Genomic DNA, 17,630 nt, shown 5'->3' with positions numbered 1-17,630 from the left:
AAATGGCTAAAAATAGCCTTATCATCGCCCAAAATCGCCGATTGTATTCAATTATCCAGCCTCCAGCCGGCTCACTTCAGTAGATCCCTAAATTGCACATTCAAAGATTTGCGCGCAAGAATTTTTTCAGTTTCTCATCTTCGAATACCCGCTGCATAGTCGCACTCAGCAGGCCATTTACCCGGCTTTCCACCTCTTCGCGGCTGGGCTTAATCAGATTGCGGTCTTTGCCAGAGGAACTGTAAGTTCCAAAATAGGTGGCATGGCCCACTTTAACCTCCAAGTGAATCTCAGCAGAGGTATCCACCTGGGTGGTGTAAACCTGACTGGGGCTGTTATACGTTAGCTTCACCAACTTCGCCGTCACCTGCACCTCAGGTGCCGAGTCGGTGATACGGAATGACCAATTGGCAAAACCCTGGCTCAACCCTGCGGCGATAGCACTACCTGCATCGTTGGCAATACTCACCTGAGATGTGTCTGCATAGACTCCGCCGAGAGAACCGAGCCCCCCACCGGATAGTTCATTAACACCGCGAACATTGAGGCTATAGCCCGAACCAATGGATTCGGGAGCCACCTGAACCTGTGGATACAATTGGATTTGCAGTGGGCTGTGAGCACACCCAGCCACGACCAGAGACCCCACCCATAACAATAACTTCTTCATTTTTCTTACCTTTACTTCAACAGGATTTTTTTATCCAGCACCGCCATGATGATGGTGGTGATCTTTATCAAGTCCATCACGCCCCATGATCGGAACCACGACCTCCAAACTACTTCCGTCGTCAAAAAGCAGGCGTAGGGGCAGTGTATCTCCAGCCTGAAGGCGCACCCCATGAATCATCAAGTGGATACCACCTGGCATCATCTGTAGTTTCTCTCCAGCGGCAATCGACAGTTTCTCCAGTGGACGCATACGGTTGACGCCCCGCTCACGCTCAGTGGTATGCAAATCGACAGCCCCGCCCCCCCCTCCGGGCAACTCCACCGCCGTCAACTGCAGCGGTTGTTTGCCGGTGTTGTGCAGGGAGAGGTACGCCGCGCTCATAGGTGCTCCCGGCGGAGTCTCTCTGGCATAGCCCTCAATCATAAGGGACTGGGTGAGGGCCAAAGCCCCCAAGGTGTACAAAAGGCTGCTGGAAAGCAGAATCCACACAAATACATTTGGCTTTTTCACTGGACCCCTCCACTGGGTTTAATAAGAAGTAAACGTGCGGGGCTGCCAATCTTTATATCCCCCCGCACCCGATAACCGGGCACCGCTTCACGCAGCTGCTGGTAAACCCAGCGACCTTCCGCGTCATTGCCGGTGACAATTATGACGCGTAGTTGTTCTCTGCGAATACGCTGGGCCACTTGGCGCAGCTTTGTGACCAAATTTTCCGATCTCGCCCGCAGCCCAGCCGCAGGCAGGCCAATAGCCTCTCCCTGTGGTAGATCCAGCTGTGCGCGGCCGCGCTCATGGACTAGCTGTGTACGCACCTCAGCCACCAAAGGATTCCCCGGAGCCAGTATTTCTGCGCGCTGTAGTAGGCCGCCCACTTCGGTAAAAGCACGCCTGCGCAGCGCTTCTCGGGCACGCTCAACGTAGGTGACCACAATTGTTTGAATTCCGGTCTGAGCCTTACGATTTCCAGGGTCCAACTTCTGCACGTTTAAGTAGTAGTCATAGGCACTGGCGCCGGCAGGCTTGGTAAGATGGCCTTTGCGTAGCGCCTGTTCAGCACGCTTTAAGAAGTAAGCCACATTGTTACGCCGCACCTCATTAACGGATGGTTTGGCTTTCTGCGGAGGAGGACTGGGCGCCGGGGGAGGCGGTTGTTGCGAAGCACAGGCACCAAGTAACGCCGCCATCAAGAGGCAGATAGCAAAGCTGTGAAGGCGTTCAAGTGACGGCAAAGCAATTCTCCGCTGTTGTTTTTTTGTACCACTAGCATCGCTATACTGCTGACGCGACTGAACCCCCGTCCGGCGCAGCAGTCAGAACCATGCGCCCGACTATAATGAATTTTTTCATCTATGGCTGTGATGACCAAAAGTTTCAGAAATAATTTCCTCGCACTGCTGGCAATATTGCTATGCCTATCCACAACCAACGCTCTTGCGCAGGCGGAAAGTAACCCTTTTGCGTCTTCTATCGGCCAGCAGCAAAATACCTTCCTGCCAGTGGACGAAGCCTACCGGCAGGACCTGCTGCTGAGTGGCAATCAGCTCAGTGCGCTGTTTGAAATAGCTCCAGAATACTATCTCTATCGCGACAAACTTGCCCTTTACCTTGTAGAAAACGGACAAAAGACCGCAGTTCCACTGAATCTCCCCAGCGGTGAAGTTATCTGGGATGAGTATTTCGAGAAGGAAACCGAGGTCTATCGCGGCCAGCTGGAATTCCCCATTCCCCTCAACGACAACGACAGCGCCAATAACTTACAATTAGAACTGCACTATCAGGGCTGCGCCGATGCGGGGCTCTGCTACCCACCAGAGGTACGCCACTATCGCGTGGATATTGGCTCGGGAAGCATCCAGCCTATTGAGGGAGGCCCGCAAAATTCTTCTCCCCAAAGTACAGGTGGCAGCTCCTCACCTCAGGGGAGTAACGCTAGCGCCATCACGCTCCCCTTTGCACTGCTTTTCGCCTTTGCCGGCGGCCTGCTACTCAATCTAATGCCCTGTGTTTTTCCAGTGCTTTCAATCAAGCTGCTGGCAGTTAGCCAGACAGCACAGAATGCTAATCAACGTCACCATCACGGCTGGGCCTACTCCACCGGCGTTGTACTCAGCTTTGTCGCCATTGCCGCCACCATGCTGGCATTGCGCGCCGGCGGTGAGGCGATAGGTTGGGGGTTCCAGCTACAGTCTCCCTGGTTGGTAGCCGCATTGGCCTATCTGTTCTTTATCATGGGACTCAGCTTGTCCGGTGTCACAGAGATCGGCAGCAGCCTGATGGGCGTTGGTAACAATTTAAGTAACAGTCAGGGGTTGCGCGGCTCCTTTACCTCCGGCGCCCTGGCCACACTCGTGGCCAGCCCGTGCACCGCGCCCCTGATGGGCTCGGCGCTGGGCTTTGCAGTCACACAATCTCCAGCCGTGGCGCTCAGTGTTTTTGCCGCCCTTGGCGCCGGTATGGCCGCCCCCTTCCTGCTGCTCACCTATATTCCCGCTCTAGTGGACAAGCTGCCACGCCCCGGCCCCTGGATGGATCGCTTAAAGCAACTACTGGCCTTCCCCATGTACTTGACCGCAGTGTGGCTGCTGTGGGTATTGGGACGTCAGACTGGTGGCGATGGTATCGCTCTGGTTCTCAGCGGCGCTGTGGCAATCGCCTTTGCGCTATGGCTTTGGCCCAGCCCTCAGTGGCACTGGCTGCGGGGCTCGCTGGCGGTTGTGGCCCTGAGCTTTGCGCTAATGCTACTGCCACGCCTCAGTACTGCCCCCCAAGCACTTCAACAGACCAGTGACTACTGGCAGCCCTACTCCGCCGAACGGCTCGAGACAGCGCGGAGGGAGGGGCGTCCAGTGCTAACCAATATGACCGCGGCCTGGTGTATTACTTGCTTGGCCAATGAGAAAGTGGTGCTGTCGAGTGATGCTGTGAGCGACGCCATTGAGAGACTAGGGGTAGTAGCTCTTAAAGGGGACTGGACCAATCAGGACCCACATATCAGCGAGCTCCTGGCGAAATACGGCCGTACCAGCGTGCCGCTTTACTTGCTTTACCCCGCCAGTGGTGGCGAGGCCAAAATCCTGCCGCAAATCCTCTCCCGCGAGGAGCTATTGATGGAGCTGGAAGCCGCTGCCGGGAGCGAACTCAGTAGATCCTCTGCCCCTTAAAGGAAACTGCCGCCTTTGTAGCCAATCCCAAGGGTAAAAAGGCCACATTGCGGATATTTTGCGCTAATTTTTAGGCAAATATCGCCGAACTGCCGCTAACTTCGATAAACTGCCCAGCAGGCATGGACAGGGAGTCACTTTTGCGGCACACTCGCCTAAAGCACTCGGGCAAATAGGCCAAAAATTCGAGTTTGCCCGCAAGATAGCCAACTTTAGACCATTTTTTTGGGTTTTTCGGCAACTTTCCCCAGGGCATACTATGGCTAAAATTCTTCTCCTGCACGGCCCCAACCTCAACCTGCTCGGCAGTCGCGAGCCGCATATCTACGGCGCCGCCACCCTTGCGGAAATCAATCAGGCCGCCGAGCGCCAATGTGATGCTGCAGGCCACCAGCTGGAAACCCTCCAGAGCAATAGCGAGTCTGCCTTGGTGGAACGCATCCACTTAGCCGCCAATACCAGCGTGGATTTCATCGTAATCAATCCCGCCGCCTACACCCACACCAGCGTGGCTTTACGAGATGCTTTAGCGGGCGTTGCCATACCGTTTGTCGAGTTACACCTTTCCAATCCTCATGCCCGCGAGGCATTTAGGCACCATTCCTATCTATCCGATTTAGCCCGTGGTGTGGTGTGTGGCTTCGGGCCACACAGCTACACCCTGGCACTTCAGGCGGCCATACACCAACTGGGTATGGCGTCTCAAAATCAATGAATCAAACCTGCGAGTGAAAGAACTATGGATATCCGCAAAATTAAAAAACTAATTGAGCTGCTCGAAGAATCGGATATCGGCGAGCTGGAAATTAAAGAGGGCGAGGAATCGGTGCGTATCAGCCGCGGGGTCAGCGGTGCAAATCAACCGATTGCTCCAATTTACACGGCTCCAATGGCACCGGCACCGGCTCCTGTTGCACCTGCCCAAGCTGCACCAGCCCCGGCGGCGGTAGAAAAAGAATCCAAACCAACGATCAGCGGCCATGCGGTGAAATCCCCGATGGTGGGCACTTTTTACGCAGCTCCCAGCCCCGGCGCCGAGCCCTTTGTCAAAGTTGGCCAGCAGGTTAAGGTCGGCGACGTAGTGTGCATCGTTGAAGCCATGAAAATGATGAACCAGATCGAAGCCGACAAGGCCGGTACCATCGATTCCGTTCTGCTCGAAGATGGCCAGCCGGTAGAGTTCGATCAGCCGCTCGTGACCATCGTCTGAGTGGGGTAAGTCACTATGTTCGACAAAATCCTGATCGCCAACCGCGGTGAAATCGCCCTGCGGATTTTGCGCGCCTGCAAAGAAATGGGCATCGCCACAGTTGCGGTTCACTCTTTGGTGGACCGCAATCTCAAGCATGTACGCCTGGCCGATGAATCTGTCTGTATTGGTCCCAACCCCTCGCCGCAGAGCTACCTGAATATTCCTGCCCTGATTTCCGCTATGGAGATCACCGATGCAGTAGCCGTGCACCCAGGCTACGGCTTCCTCGCAGAAAACGCGGACTTCGCCGAGCAAGTACAAAAAAGCGGCTTCACTTTTATCGGCCCAGACCCGGATGTCATTCGCCTGATGGGTGACAAGGTATCCGCCATCGCCGCCATGAAAAAGGCAGGCGTCCCCACCGTACCCGGCTCCGATGGTCCCCTACCCGAAAATAGCGAGCGCTGCCTAGAAATAGGCGAAAAAGTCGGCTATCCAGTCATTATCAAGGCCGCCGCCGGTGGCGGTGGTCGCGGTATGCGTGTCGTGGAGCGCGCCGAAGACCTGATCAACGCTATCGCTGTTACCAAGTCTGAGGCTCAAGCTGCCTTCGGTGATGGCACCGTATACCTCGAGAAATTTCTGCAGAACCCACGCCACGTCGAAGTCCAGGTAATGTCCGACGGACAGGGTAATGCCATTCACCTAGGGGATCGCGACTGCTCCCTGCAGCGCCGTCACCAAAAAGTACTAGAAGAAGCTCCAGCTCCCGGAATCCCCGACGCCGTGCGTGAACAGGTACACGAATCCTGCGTGCAAGCTTGTATCGATATCGGCTACCGCGGCGCCGGCACTTTCGAGTTCCTCTATGAGAATGAACGCTTCTACTTTATCGAGATGAACACACGTATTCAGGTTGAGCACCCTGTTACTGAAATGGTGACTGGCGTAGACCTGATCAAGGAACAGATTCGTGTCTGTGCTGGAGAGAAGCTCTCTCTCAAGCAGGAGGATATTGTCGTTCGCGGGCACGCCTTCGAGTGCCGTATCAATGCGGAAGATCCCCAGACTTTCTTCCCCAGTCCCGGCAAGGTCAACAACTTTCATATGCCAGGCGGCCTGGGTGTGCGGGTCGATTCGCACCTCTACTCGGGTTATACGGTTCCCCCCAACTACGACTCGATGATCGCCAAGTTGATCACCTACGCCGAGGACCGCGAAACCGCACTGGCACGCATGCGCGTAGCCCTATCTGAGCTGGTTATTGATGGCATCAAGACCAATATCCCCCTGCAGGAGGATCTGGTACGCGATGAGGCCTTTGCCAAGGGTGGCGTCAATATTCACTACCTGGAGAAGAAGTTGGGACTCTAACCCTCGCCAGCCAGGGCAAAGTTGGAGAGAATTGCGGCCACAATACGATGATGCCGAACGCCAGGGATGGCGGCGGACATCGCAAAAGTAGGGTGGCCACTCCACCCAATAGCAGTTACTCACCACGGAATCCCTATGCCCTGGCTACAACTCCGCGTCGACACCGATCGTGCCCAAGCGGACAAAATTGAAAATGCACTGCTTTTTGCCGGTGCCGTATCCGTTACCCTGCAAGACAACGCAGACCAACCCATTCTCGAACCCGGACTCGGCGAAGTACCCCTGTGGGATCAAACACGGGTTACCGGTCTGTTCGATGCCGAGGTCGACACTGCTGTCACTGAGGCCAAAGCAGCTTCCTTCCTTTGCGAACTCCTACCCAATGCCCGCTGGGACCAACTTGAGGATAAAGACTGGGAACGCGAGTGGATGTCTCACTATAAACCCATTCAGTGCGGCGACAACTTGTGGATCTGCCCCAGCTGGTGCGAGCCACCTCAACCGGAGGCGGTCAACCTGCTACTGGACCCTGGACTCGCCTTCGGCACCGGCACCCACCCCACGACCTACCTGTGCTTGCGTTGGCTGGCACAAGAGCCCTTGCAGGATAAGAGCGCCATCGACTTTGGCTGTGGTTCCGGCATCCTTGGCATCGGCGCCTTGCTACTCGGAGCCAAATGCGCCATGGGGACCGATATCGATCCACAAGCTCTGATTGCCAGTCGCGACAACGCGGTGCGCAACGGCATAGACCCGCAGCGCTTCCCAGTCTATTTGCCAGAACAGATGCCTCAGGAAGCCGCCGATCTCATGCTAGCCAATATCCTTGCTGGCCCATTGGTAGAGCTCTCCAAGCAGCTGATTGCGCTGACCAAAATCGGCGGGCGTATCTGCCTGTCCGGTATCCTCGCCTCCCAGGCCGAACAAGTAAAAACTGCCTACTCAGACCAGATCGATTTCGATGAGGATGCGGAGCACGAGGGTTGGGTACGCCTGAGTGGTACCCGTATTCGCTAAATACGCTAGCCAGTACTACGCGGGGACCGGGCAGACTGATAAACTTGAGCGCAAAATAAACTGCGCCATAGTCGAATGTCTCAACTGGTAACCCGCTGCCCCCATTGCAGCACCTCATTTCACGTTAATGACCAGCAGCTGCGCGCTGCCCGTGGCGCTGTGCGCTGTGGTTCCTGCCTGCAAGTTTTCCGTGCAGATGAGAACATTGTCTTTAATGACAATGGCCCCGACACACGCAGTGATCTGGAAACTCTTCTGGAAGACGATGACTTCCTGATTCATGACGATATCGAGCTGGAAGACGACGATCCGGCGGATGCGGATAAGGCAGCCCCCAACAGCGCCAATGCAAAGCAGCCTCCCATCGATTTTGAAGCCGGGGAACCCGCAGAAGACACCCAGCCCGAAGCACCACCAGCGAATTCCGAGAGCCTCATTGGTGACGCATTTGGCGATAACGAGTGGCAGGAGCTACAAGAAGAAAACCACCACGAGGAAGCCCAGGAGGAAGACCTAGAGTCGGTACTCAAACCGGATTGGGACGATGTACCCGACTTCGATAACAGTACTACAGGCAATAGGGTTGACACCGATTATGACAATCGGGACACCACCCATAAAAACGATAGCCTCAATGACCTGGATCCCTGGGAACAGCCCCTGGAGGCGCAAACAACTGCCACAGAGCCCAGCGATCTAAAATCAACATCCGAGACGCCCCATAGCTCCGAAGAGATATTCCCTACATCCCAGCCTGAGGCAAGTGGTCAACGCAGGGAGCCTTACTTTGCCACAGAAGCTGAGGACACTCCTGAGCCGCAGGCCGAGCCCGCTCGTGAACAGCTGATCTCCGCCATTCAACCTGCCCCGCTGGAAATGAGCTGGGGTGCGACACCATCGAAGAAAGCGGTGAGTCCCTGGCTGTGGCGACTTCTCCTGCCAGCTTTGGTCATTTTACTGCTGCTTCAAGTGGGCTACTTTCAGTTCGACCGTCTCAGCAAGCAGCAACCATGGCGCAAAATTTACGCTGTGGCCTGCCCACTATTCGGCTGTACTCTCCCCCCATTACGCGATGCCAGAGCGATCCAGGCCTCCAACCTGATGGTGCGCAGCCATCCCCAGTTGGAGGGCGCTCTGATTGTGGATGCTGTGCTGCTAAATACAGCGCCCTACCCCCAGGCGTTTCCCAATTTGCTGTTAAATTTCAGCGACCTGAAAAATAAAGCGGTAGCGAGTCGCCGCTTTAGTCCCCAAGAGTATTTACAAGGGGAGTTGGCTGGGCGCAAGCTAATGCCCCAGGGCAGCCCTATTCACATTGCCATTGAGGTGGTCGATCCAGGGGCCGAGGCGGTGAACTACGAGATGAAAATCGCTCCTTGAGGAAGGTTTGAGCGTCAAGACATTGGTCACCCTGGCGTGCAAAGCCACTAAAATTGACCACTCTGCAAGCTAAACGCACAGGGATCGATCAACTTGCCCGCTTTTTCGCTTTGCCAACGCCGGGGCAGTCGTTATCATAGGCGGCCTTTTTGCCTGGGCCCAGAACGCCCTTCCAAAGCCCAAACGGAGCTACCGTGTCTATTGCTATAGGCCCCTACATTATCGACAACCCGGTAATCTTGGCGCCAATGGCCGGAGTTACTGATCGCCCCTTCCGTCAACTGTGTCGCCAACTCGGCGCCGGGTTGGTGGTATCGGAGATGGTGACCTCAGACACGCGTCTGTGGAATAGCCGCAAGTCACGACTGCGTCTGGACCACGGTGGTGAGGCAGCTCCCATATCGGTACAAATTGCCGGTGGTGATCCCGAGATGATGGCTCAGGCCGCTCGGGAGAACGTGCGTCGCGGCGCGCAAATCATTGATATAAATATGGGCTGCCCGGCAAAAAAAGTGTGTAAGAAAGCGGCGGGCTCCGCCCTGCTGCGGGATGAAAAGCTGGTTGCGGATATATTGCAGGCCGTGGTCCAGTCTGTCTCCGTCCCGGTGACGCTTAAGATCCGCACCGGCTGGTGTACGGATTCCCGTAATGGCGTCACCGTTGCTCAAATGGCCGAGGATGCTGGTATCGCTGCTTTGGCGGTTCACGGTCGCACTCGTGCCTGCGGCTACCACGGACAGGCTGAATTCGATACCATTGCCGATATTGTATCCAGGGTAAGAATCCCAGTTTTTGCCAACGGCGACATAACCAGTGCCGAGAGAGCCCGCGAGGTGCTCAATTACACTGGTGCTGCGGCGGTCATGATTGGCCGTGCCGCACAGGGACGACCTTGGATTTTTCGGGAGATAGCCCACTACCTCGCCACCGGCGAGCGGCTGCCCGAACCAACATTGGACGAAGTAAAAAAAATACTGCTCACCCACTTGGGTGAACTGCACCGATTCTACGGTGAGGTGATGGGGGTCCGTATCGCCCGCAAACACGTGGGCTGGTACTTGAAGACACTCGCGGACAGCGAGTCCTTCCGCAAGACCTTTTTCCAAATAGAGAGCGCAGAAGTACAACATGCCAGCGTTCACGAGTGGTTTGAACGCCGAATAACGAGAGGGGCACAAGCGGCATGAATAATGAAGTATTGATTCCGGATACTGGCAGCGAAGAAGTATCCTCCAGGGGGCAGACGCAGCTGGCACAGCCGCAACAACAGTCCCTGCGCGATGCCGTTGAGCACGCGATGGAGAACTATTTCCGCCACCTGGATGGCCAGATGGTTACCGATGTCTATGACATGGTGCTGTCGGAGATCGAAGCGCCCATGCTCGAAGTGGTGATGAAATATACTCGCCACAACCAGACCCGCGCCGCGCAATTACTGGGTCTCAACCGTGGCACTCTGCGCAAGAAGCTGAAGCGCTACGGCCTGCTGTAAGCTTCCCACCGAGAGAAATTCTGAAGGGGGATGAGGTAACTCATCCCCCTTCGCTATTTTCCCGGCAGCAATTTTATTCGTTGCCGCAGAGGACAACCCGTATAAACCCTTTAAACATCTTTTCCGAAAACCAGTTGGATCTAGTGCAATGACAGACAAGGTTTCCATCCGCCGCGCTTTAATTAGTGTCTCTGACAAGAGTGGCATCGTAGAGTTCGCCCAACAGCTCTCCTCAATGGGCGTAGAGATCCTCTCCACCGGTGGCACCCACCGCCAGCTCAAAGAAGCCGGAATTCCAGTCGTAGAAGTTTCCGACTATACCGGTTTCCCTGAAATGATGGACGGTCGCGTCAAGACCCTACACCCGAAAGTACACGGCGGCATTTTGGGGCGCCGAGGCACCGATGACGCCATCATGGGCGAGCACGGTATCACCCCCATCGATATGGTTGTGGTCAACCTCTACCCTTTCGCTCAAACCGTAGCTAAGCCTGACTGTTCCCTTGAGGACGCTATCGAGAACATCGATATCGGCGGCCCCACCATGGTTCGCGCTGCCGCCAAGAACCACAAAGATGTCACTATCGTGGTCAATGCCAGCGATTACGGCAGCATCATCGAGGAAATGAAAGCTAACGACGGTGCACTGAGCCACGCCAGCCGCTTTGACCTGGCGGTAAAAGCCTTCGAGCACACGGCGGGCTATGACGGCGCTATCGCCAACTACCTGGGTGCCATTAAAGGCGAGGAAAAGCAGCTGTTCCCGAGCACCTACAACAGCCAATTTATCAAGAAACTGGATCTGCGCTACGGTGAGAACCCACACCAAAAATCCGCTTTCTACACCGAAGCCAACCCGGCTGAGGCCAGCATTTCCACTGCCACCCAGCTGCAGGGCAAAGAGCTGTCCTACAACAATATCGCCGATACCGATGCCGCGCTGGAGTGCGTGAAGTCCTTCGAGCAACCCGCTTGCGTGATCGTAAAACACGCCAATCCCTGCGGTGTGGCGATTGCTGAAGATATTCACACGGCCTACGACCTGGCCTTCGCTACCGATAGCGAATCTGCCTTTGGCGGTATCATCGCCTTCAACCGGGAACTGGATGGCACCACTGCCCGTGCTATCGTCGAGCGACAGTTTGTTGAAGTCATCATCGCACCGTCAGTCTCCGAAGAGGCCAAACAGGCCGTTGCCGAGAAGAAGAACCTGCGCCTGCTGGTATGCGGCCAGTGGAGCAGCGAGCGCACCCCGGCACTGGACTACAAGCGCGTTAATGGCGGCCTGCTGGTTCAGGACCGTGACGACGGCCTGATCACCGCTGCCGACCTGAAAGTAGTCTCCAAGCGCCAGCCCACGGAAGAAGAAATCCGCGATCTGCTGTTTACCTGGAAAGTGGCCAAGTTCGTAAAATCCAATGCAATCGTATACGGCAAAGACGGCCGCACTGTGGGCGTAGGCGCAGGCCAGATGAGCCGCGTAAACTCCGCGCGTATCGCCGCGATCAAGGCCGAGCATGCCGGCCTCGCCGTTGCAGGGTCCGTGATGGCCTCCGACGCTTTCTTCCCCTTCCGCGATGGTATTGATAACGCCGCCGCTGTCGGCATCCAGGCGGTTATCCAGCCCGGTGGCTCCATGCGCGATGAGGAAGTGATCGCCGCAGCGGATGAGCACAATATGGCCATGGTCTTTACCGGCATGCGCCACTTCCGCCACTAAACCGGCACTCTCCACGAAGCACTCTCTCGCTTCAAGGGGATTCGTGACAGTGACGCATCCTCTGCGTCACTGTTATCGAGTAGTTCCCAGCGCCCACTATCAAAGAGGCGCCTATTGCAGGCGTGTAACACCACCTGCAACGATTCCGCGCTAAACTAGCGCACCTGATACCTGTCCAATGGACCCAAGTGGTCGACTTAGGGGGATTTAAGAATGAATGTATTAATCATCGGCTCAGGTGGCCGCGAGCACGCCTTAGCGTGGAAAGCCGCACAAAACCCCAAAGTGGGTACTGTGTTTGTAGCACCAGGCAATGCCGGTACCGCCCGCGAAGGCAAAGTGCAGAATCTGGCTATCGGTGTCGACAACTTCCCCGCACTGGCGGACTTCGCCGAGGAAAACGGCGTGGAACTCACTATCGTCGGCCCCGAAGCGCCACTAGTTGACGGCATCGTAGATTTCTTTAACGGGCGCGGCCTCGCCATCTTTGGCCCCAGCAAAGGCGCTGCACAACTGGAAGGCTCCAAAGCCTTCACCAAGGATTTCCTTGAGCGCCACAAAATCCCCACCGCCGCTTATCGCAATTTCACCGAAGTTGAACCAGCCATCGAATATATTCGTGAGCGCGGAGCACCCATCGTAGTCAAAGCCGATGGCCTCGCCGCTGGTAAAGGCGTCATCGTCGCCGAGACCGAGCAGCAGGCCGAGCTGGCTGTGCGCGATATGCTCTCCGGTAATGCCTTTGGCGACGCTGGCTGCCGAGTAGTGATCGAGGAATTCCTGCAGGGTGAGGAGGCGAGCTTTATCGTTATGGTAGATGGGGAGAATATCCTGCCCATGGCCACCAGCCAGGACCACAAACGCGTCGGTGACGGCGATACTGGCCCCAATACCGGCGGCATGGGTGCCTACTCCCCAGCACCGGTAGTGACCGACAGTGTTTATCAGCGCATTATGCAAGAAGTGATTGAACCCACAGTAACAGGCCTCGCCGCTGAGGGTACGCCATATACCGGGTTTCTCTACGCTGGCCTGATGATCGATCCGCAGGGTGCTCCCAGAGTGATCGAGTACAACTGCCGCTTCGGCGACCCCGAAACCCAGCCTATTATGATGCGTCTGAAATCCGACCTGGTAGATCTTTGCCTGGCCGCACTGGACAAAAAGCTCGATAGCGTGACGGCTGAATGGGACCCGCGCCCATCACTTGGGGTGGTACTGGCCGCACACGGCTATCCCGGCAGTTACCGCAAGGGCGATGCTATTAGTGGGCTTGAGAAAGCTGACGGCGATAATGCCAAAGTCTTCCACGCTGGTACTGCCCTGGACGGCGAACGTGTGGTCACCAATGGCGGCCGCGTACTCTGCGCCACCGCATTGGGCGACACTGTCGCCGAAGCTCAGACCAATGCCTATGAAGCTGCCCGCGCCATTTATTGGGAAGGTGTCTTTTACCGGAAAGATATCGGCTATCGCGCGGTCGAAAGAGAACAGACTAGTAGCGATAAGTAGTTTTACCCAGCATGGCGGTAGGGCTGACTACCGCCATACAGAGGAAGTCATAAACATGAGTGAACGCAATTTAAGTGGCCTCGATCACCTGCTGATTCAGGCTGACCGCGCCCTGCGCACTCTGAGTCCCGGCGAGCCCTGTCACGGGCGCCCATCTCCGGCCAAAGGCGAAGCGGAGGCCGAGCTCAGCGATACCGAGCGCAAGCACGCCGCCGGTCTGATGCGGGTCAACCACAGCGGCGAAGTCTGTGCTCAGGCCCTCTACCAAGGCCAGGCACTCACAGCAAAACTGCCCGAGGTACGCGGTGAAATGGAGCGCGCTGCGGATGAGGAGATCGACCACCTGGCTTGGTGTGAGCAGCGCCTCACAGAACTGGACAGCCGCCCAAGCCTGCTCAATCCACTCTGGTATGGATTGTCATTTGGACTGGGCGCCGCCGCCGGCAAAATCAGCGATCGCATCAGCCTGGGATTTGTCGCAGCGACAGAAGAAAGGGTCTGCGAACACCTGGAGAGTCACCTGCAGAAGCTTCCAGCCCAGGACAAACGCAGTCGCGCCGTAGTGGAGCAAATGCTGGTCGATGAGAGCGAACACGCTCATGCCGCGCTAGCCGCCGGAGGCAAACGTTTCCCAGCACCGGTGAAAGGCGCTATGTCTCTGGTAGCCAAGGTGATGACCTCAGCCAGTTACAAAATTTAAAATATTAATAACCGGTTCGTAAAAATTGACTGGCCCGCTAAAAGCAACCGCTTTTGAGCAGGCCTTTTCTTTATCTGAGTATTGCTTAGACTTCTTCTACTCGATAGCGATGCACAATCTCCACTCCCGCATTGCGCAACATAATTGAAGCAGAGCAATATTTCTCTGCAGATAGCTCCACAGCGCGGGCTACATGGGATTCTTTTATTCCCCGGCCTCGCACAACAAATTCCATTTCAATTCGCTCAAAAGGTGATGGGGTGGTATCCGGGCGAACGCCATTCAATTCGCAATGACAGGAAATAATATCCTGGCGCGCCTTCTGTAAAATGGAAACCACATCATAGGCTGCACAGCCACCAACCCCGAGGAGGATCATCTCCATCGGGCGCACACCGTTATTAGTGCGCCCCCCTTCCATCACTACCGAATTACCACTGCCGGCTTCGCCGACGAAGGTCAAATCATTAACCCAGGTTACCTTGCCCTGCATTGCCATGCTCCCGCTGAAATTCAAGCCGCGAAGCTTAGCACAGAGTACAAGATTATCCTGACAGGCAGAGTATTTCCGGTATAGTGTCCACAACACCTCCGCGCGAAATGTTCGCTACTGAAGTTTCCCCCTTCGCCAGTGAACGCAATAGCCCGCTTGCAGTCCAATCGCACCCGCGCCAGAGTGTCACAGGTCACACTGCGGAACTTTGCCGCGACCAACCTCTGTTGGGGACTGTTTTTTCGCGCGATAATTCAATAGTGCTCAGCTGCTAAAGCCGGGATAGAGCACGAGACAAAAAATGAGGAATAAATCCGTGACGGTTGCTATCGAAGACCCCATGACTATCGGCAATATTGAAGACTTTCTGGCCCACTGCCACCGGCGACGCTATCCGGCCAAGAGCACGATTATCTATGCCGGCGACCGCTGTGAGTCCCTCTATTTCATTATGCGCGGTTCAGTCACCGTCTTAATCGAAGATGACGAGGGCCGCGAAATGATCGTAGCCTATCTAAACGACGGGGACTTTTTCGGTGAAATGGGGCTATTTGATCAGGACACCCGCAGCGCCTGGGTGCGCACCAAAACCGAGTGTGAGGTTGCGGAAATCTCCTACACCAAATTCCAGGAACTGACTCGTCAGCACCCAGAATTCCTGTTCGCTCTAGCCACACAAATGGCCGGGCGCCTGCGCAATACCACTCGAAAAGTTGGCGATCTAGCCTTTCTTGATGTTACCGGTCGCGTGGCGCGAACCCTTTTAGACCTGTGTAATGAGCCCGATGCGATGACCCATCCAGAAGGCATGCAAATCAAGATCACTCGCCAGGAAATTGGCCGTATTGTTGGATGTTCCCGTGAGATGGTTGGGCGCGTGCTGAAAACCCTGGAAGAGCAGGGCTTGGTATCGGTCAAAGGTAAAACCATGGTGGTTTACGGCACCCGTTAAATACCTGTCCCAGAGTCAAATACCACAGACACAAAAAAGGGCGATGTAATCAATCGCCCTTTTTTGTGTCTGTGATTTTATCTAGCTAACTTTCTAAAACCCCACTAGCACTCAGTTAAACATCTCCATCAATTTTCGTCCCGGTTCTTCCTCGCGCATAAAAGCCTCGCCAACCAAAAATGCATCAACGCTGTGTCCGCGCATGGCCGCGACATCATCCGTGGTGTGGATACCGCTTTCTGTTACAACAATGCGGTCCTTGGGAATCAGATTGAGCAGTTTAAAAGTGTTCTCCAGCTGTACCTCAAAGGTGTGCAGATTACGATTGTTAATTCCAATTAGACGGTTGGGGAGAGCCAACGCCCTCTCCAGCTCTGCGCGATTGTGCACTTCCACCAGCACATCCAATCCCAGTTCCAGGGCCAAACCATTGAGTTCCTGCATTTGCTGATCTTCCAGGCAGGCGGCAATGAGCAGGATGCAGTCAGCTCCAATAGCGCGCGCCTCATACACCTGGTAAGGGTCCACGGTAAAGTCCTTACGCAAAACCGGTAGACGAACCGCGTTGCGCGCCTGCTGCAAATAACTGTCATCGCCCTGGAAAAAATCCCTATCGGTGAGTACCGACAAGCATGCCGCGCCACCCCTCTCATAACTGGTCGCAATTTCTGCGGGAAGAAAGTCCTCGCGAATCACCCCCTTGCTGGGGGAAGCCTTTTTGATTTCCGCAATCACTGCGGCCTCCCCCTCGGCGATTTTGTATTCCAATGCCGCGACAAATCCCCGTGCCAGTGGTTGGTCATGCGCGCTCAGACGTATTTCTTCCAGGCTGCATTGAGATTTGCGCTCCGCCACTTCCTGCCACTTGCGCTCGATAATAGTTTTTAAAATGGTCGGTGTGCTCACGATTTCACTTCCTCGGGGCGAAAGGCGCTGGTAAAGGCAGCCAGGTCATTGATTTTTTCTGCGGCCAAACCGCTATCGATGGCGTCCTGCGCCATGGCGACACCCTGCTCTGCCGTGCTCGCAGTGCCGCTGACATAAATGGCCAGGCCGGCATTCAGGGCGATAATATCTGCAGCTTTTTTCCCTGCTGCAGTTTCACGCTTACCCAATGCGTCGCGAATCAAGGATAGAGACTCTGCGGCACTCGCAACGATCAAGCCATCCAGGCTCTGGCGGGGCAGACCAAAGGCTTCGGGGCAGAGAGTAAACTCACTAATAACACCATCTTTCAATTCCACCGCAAAAGTATCCGCGGCGATACTGGCTTCGTCGAGGCCGTCATCGCTGTGCAGGACCAGCACGTGCTCAGAACCAAGTCGTTGCAGGACTTCAGCCAACAAACGACAGTAGCGTTTTTCGTAAACACCGATGACCTTGCGCTTAACTCCGGCGGGGTTGGTCATGGGGCCGAGCAGATTAAAAATAGTGCGCAGCCCCAATGCTTTGCGCGCTGGGCCTACATGACGTACGGCGCTATGGAAACTGGGTGCAAACATAAAACCGATACCGAGCGTTTCCACACAGCGCGCCATTTGCTCCGCACTTAAATCCAAGTAAACCCCAGCACGTTCGAGCAAATCGGCGGAGCCACTACTAGAAGACACCGAGCGGTTGCCGTGTTTGGCCACCCTAGCCCCAGCTGCAGCTGCAACAAAGCTACTGGCACTGGATACATTAAATAGATTTGCGCCATCTCCGCCGGTGCCGACGATGTCTACGGTATTCTCAAGGTCGAGTTCAACCTTAGTGGCCAGTGCGCGCATGGTTTCCACCGCACCGACGATCTCGTCGACAGTTTCACCGCGAATGCGCAACGCGATCAGCAAGGCCCCTATCTGCGCTTCCAGGGCTTCACCGCGCATGATTTGGCCTACAGTCTCACGCATCTCCTCACGGCTCAAATGCTCTCCATCCACCAGCTTGGCGATAGCATTTTGTATATTCATTGTGCCTCC

At 55.5% G+C, this 17,630-nt stretch carries 18 protein-coding genes; 12 read left to right on the top strand and 6 right to left on the bottom strand.

Features of this window, described 5'->3' with window-relative positions; translation table 11 throughout:
- Window positions 1–100: 100 nt before the first annotated feature.
- The 3 genes from ACJJIO_RS12165 to ACJJIO_RS12155 are packed head-to-tail and all read right to left on the bottom strand — an operon-like array spanning window position 101 to window position 1,905.
- Window positions 101–670: a YajG family lipoprotein gene (locus ACJJIO_RS12165; protein WP_444903744.1), complete on the bottom strand. Its 570-nt coding sequence runs from the start codon at window positions 668–670 to the stop codon at window positions 101–103.
- Window positions 671–700: 30 nt separating this feature from the next.
- The gene (locus ACJJIO_RS12160; RefSeq protein WP_444908627.1) at window positions 701–1,183 is read right to left on the bottom strand and encodes a copper chaperone PCu(A)C; all 483 of its coding nucleotides are present in this window, start codon (window positions 1,181–1,183) and stop codon (window positions 701–703) included.
- The gene (locus tag ACJJIO_RS12155) at window positions 1,180–1,905 is read right to left on the bottom strand and encodes an N-acetylglucosaminyltransferase (protein WP_444908626.1); all 726 of its coding nucleotides are present in this window, start codon (window positions 1,903–1,905) and stop codon (window positions 1,180–1,182) included. Before ACJJIO_RS12155 ends, ACJJIO_RS12160 begins: the two co-directional genes overlap by 4 nt.
- Window positions 1,906–2,025: 120 nt before the next feature.
- Here ACJJIO_RS12155 and ACJJIO_RS12150 point away from each other — a divergent pair, with 120 nt between their 5' ends.
- From ACJJIO_RS12150 to coq7, 11 genes are all read left to right on the top strand, one after another.
- Window positions 2,026–3,837 carry a protein-disulfide reductase DsbD family protein gene (locus ACJJIO_RS12150; RefSeq protein ID WP_444908625.1) on the top strand — a complete coding sequence of 604 codons (1,812 nt, stop codon included), beginning with the start codon at window positions 2,026–2,028 and terminating at the stop codon, window positions 3,835–3,837.
- Window positions 3,838–4,096: 259 nt separating this feature from the next.
- The gene (aroQ, locus tag ACJJIO_RS12145) at window positions 4,097–4,552 is read left to right on the top strand and encodes a type II 3-dehydroquinate dehydratase (protein ID WP_444908624.1); all 456 of its coding nucleotides are present in this window, start codon (window positions 4,097–4,099) and stop codon (window positions 4,550–4,552) included.
- Between the two features lie 24 nt (window positions 4,553–4,576).
- Window positions 4,577–5,047, top strand: a complete 471-nt coding sequence (gene accB / locus ACJJIO_RS12140; protein ID WP_444908623.1) for an acetyl-CoA carboxylase biotin carboxyl carrier protein — start codon at window positions 4,577–4,579, stop codon at window positions 5,045–5,047.
- Window positions 5,048–5,062: 15 nt separating this feature from the next.
- Entirely contained in the window at window positions 5,063–6,403 is a 1,341-nt protein-coding gene (gene accC, locus ACJJIO_RS12135) for an acetyl-CoA carboxylase biotin carboxylase subunit (RefSeq protein WP_444883654.1), read from the top strand.
- Window positions 6,404–6,538: 135 nt separating this feature from the next.
- Entirely contained in the window at window positions 6,539–7,420 is an 882-nt protein-coding gene (gene prmA, locus ACJJIO_RS12130; RefSeq protein WP_444883653.1) for a 50S ribosomal protein L11 methyltransferase, read from the top strand.
- A 75-nt stretch (window positions 7,421–7,495) separates the two neighbouring features.
- The gene (locus tag ACJJIO_RS12125) at window positions 7,496–8,800 is read left to right on the top strand and encodes a DUF3426 domain-containing protein (protein ID WP_444908622.1); all 1,305 of its coding nucleotides are present in this window, start codon (window positions 7,496–7,498) and stop codon (window positions 8,798–8,800) included.
- Window positions 8,801–9,048: 248 nt separating this feature from the next.
- Window positions 9,049–9,987, top strand: coding sequence for a tRNA dihydrouridine synthase DusB (gene dusB / locus ACJJIO_RS12120; protein ID WP_444905284.1), 939 nt, complete (start codon window positions 9,049–9,051; stop codon window positions 9,985–9,987).
- Window positions 9,984–10,292, top strand: coding sequence for a DNA-binding transcriptional regulator Fis (gene fis, locus ACJJIO_RS12115; RefSeq protein ID WP_152451046.1), 309 nt, complete (start codon window positions 9,984–9,986; stop codon window positions 10,290–10,292). Before dusB ends, fis begins: the two co-directional genes overlap by 4 nt.
- Before the next feature lie 148 nt (window positions 10,293–10,440).
- The gene (gene purH, locus ACJJIO_RS12110; RefSeq protein ID WP_444908621.1) at window positions 10,441–12,012 is read left to right on the top strand and encodes a bifunctional phosphoribosylaminoimidazolecarboxamide formyltransferase/IMP cyclohydrolase; all 1,572 of its coding nucleotides are present in this window, start codon (window positions 10,441–10,443) and stop codon (window positions 12,010–12,012) included.
- 213 nt (window positions 12,013–12,225) lie between these two features.
- Window positions 12,226–13,524, top strand: a complete 1,299-nt coding sequence (gene purD / locus ACJJIO_RS12105) for a phosphoribosylamine--glycine ligase (RefSeq protein WP_444908620.1) — start codon at window positions 12,226–12,228, stop codon at window positions 13,522–13,524.
- Window positions 13,525–13,579: 55 nt separating this feature from the next.
- Window positions 13,580–14,224 (top strand): 2-polyprenyl-3-methyl-6-methoxy-1,4-benzoquinone monooxygenase, encoded by a 645-nt coding sequence (gene coq7 / locus ACJJIO_RS12100; RefSeq protein WP_444908619.1) that lies wholly within the window; start codon window positions 13,580–13,582, stop codon window positions 14,222–14,224.
- 85 nt (window positions 14,225–14,309) lie between these two features.
- On the opposite strand, the gene ACJJIO_RS12095 is transcribed toward coq7, so the two are convergent.
- Entirely contained in the window at window positions 14,310–14,717 is a 408-nt protein-coding gene (locus ACJJIO_RS12095; RefSeq protein WP_252084368.1) for an OsmC family protein, read from the bottom strand.
- Window positions 14,718–15,018: 301 nt separating this feature from the next.
- Between ACJJIO_RS12095 and crp the strand changes: the two genes are divergently transcribed.
- Window positions 15,019–15,669 carry a cAMP-activated global transcriptional regulator CRP gene (gene crp, locus ACJJIO_RS12090; RefSeq protein WP_051089460.1) on the top strand — a complete coding sequence of 217 codons (651 nt, stop codon included), beginning with the start codon at window positions 15,019–15,021 and terminating at the stop codon, window positions 15,667–15,669.
- A 111-nt stretch (window positions 15,670–15,780) separates the two neighbouring features.
- Here crp and trpC read toward each other — a convergent pair whose 3' ends face one another.
- Both trpC and trpD read right to left on the bottom strand, forming a co-directional pair.
- Window positions 15,781–16,578, bottom strand: a complete 798-nt coding sequence (trpC, locus tag ACJJIO_RS12085; protein ID WP_444910994.1) for an indole-3-glycerol phosphate synthase TrpC — start codon at window positions 16,576–16,578, stop codon at window positions 15,781–15,783.
- A complete protein-coding gene (gene trpD, locus ACJJIO_RS12080; RefSeq protein ID WP_444903736.1) occupies window positions 16,572–17,621 on the bottom strand; it encodes an anthranilate phosphoribosyltransferase in 1,050 nt (349 codons plus the stop codon). Before trpD ends, trpC begins: the two co-directional genes overlap by 7 nt.
- Window positions 17,622–17,630: the final 9 nt, after the last annotated feature.

It is taken from the genome of Microbulbifer mixtoriginis (SeqCode) (genome assembly GCF_052467235.1).
This window is presented reverse-complemented; position numbering and strand designations above follow the sequence as displayed.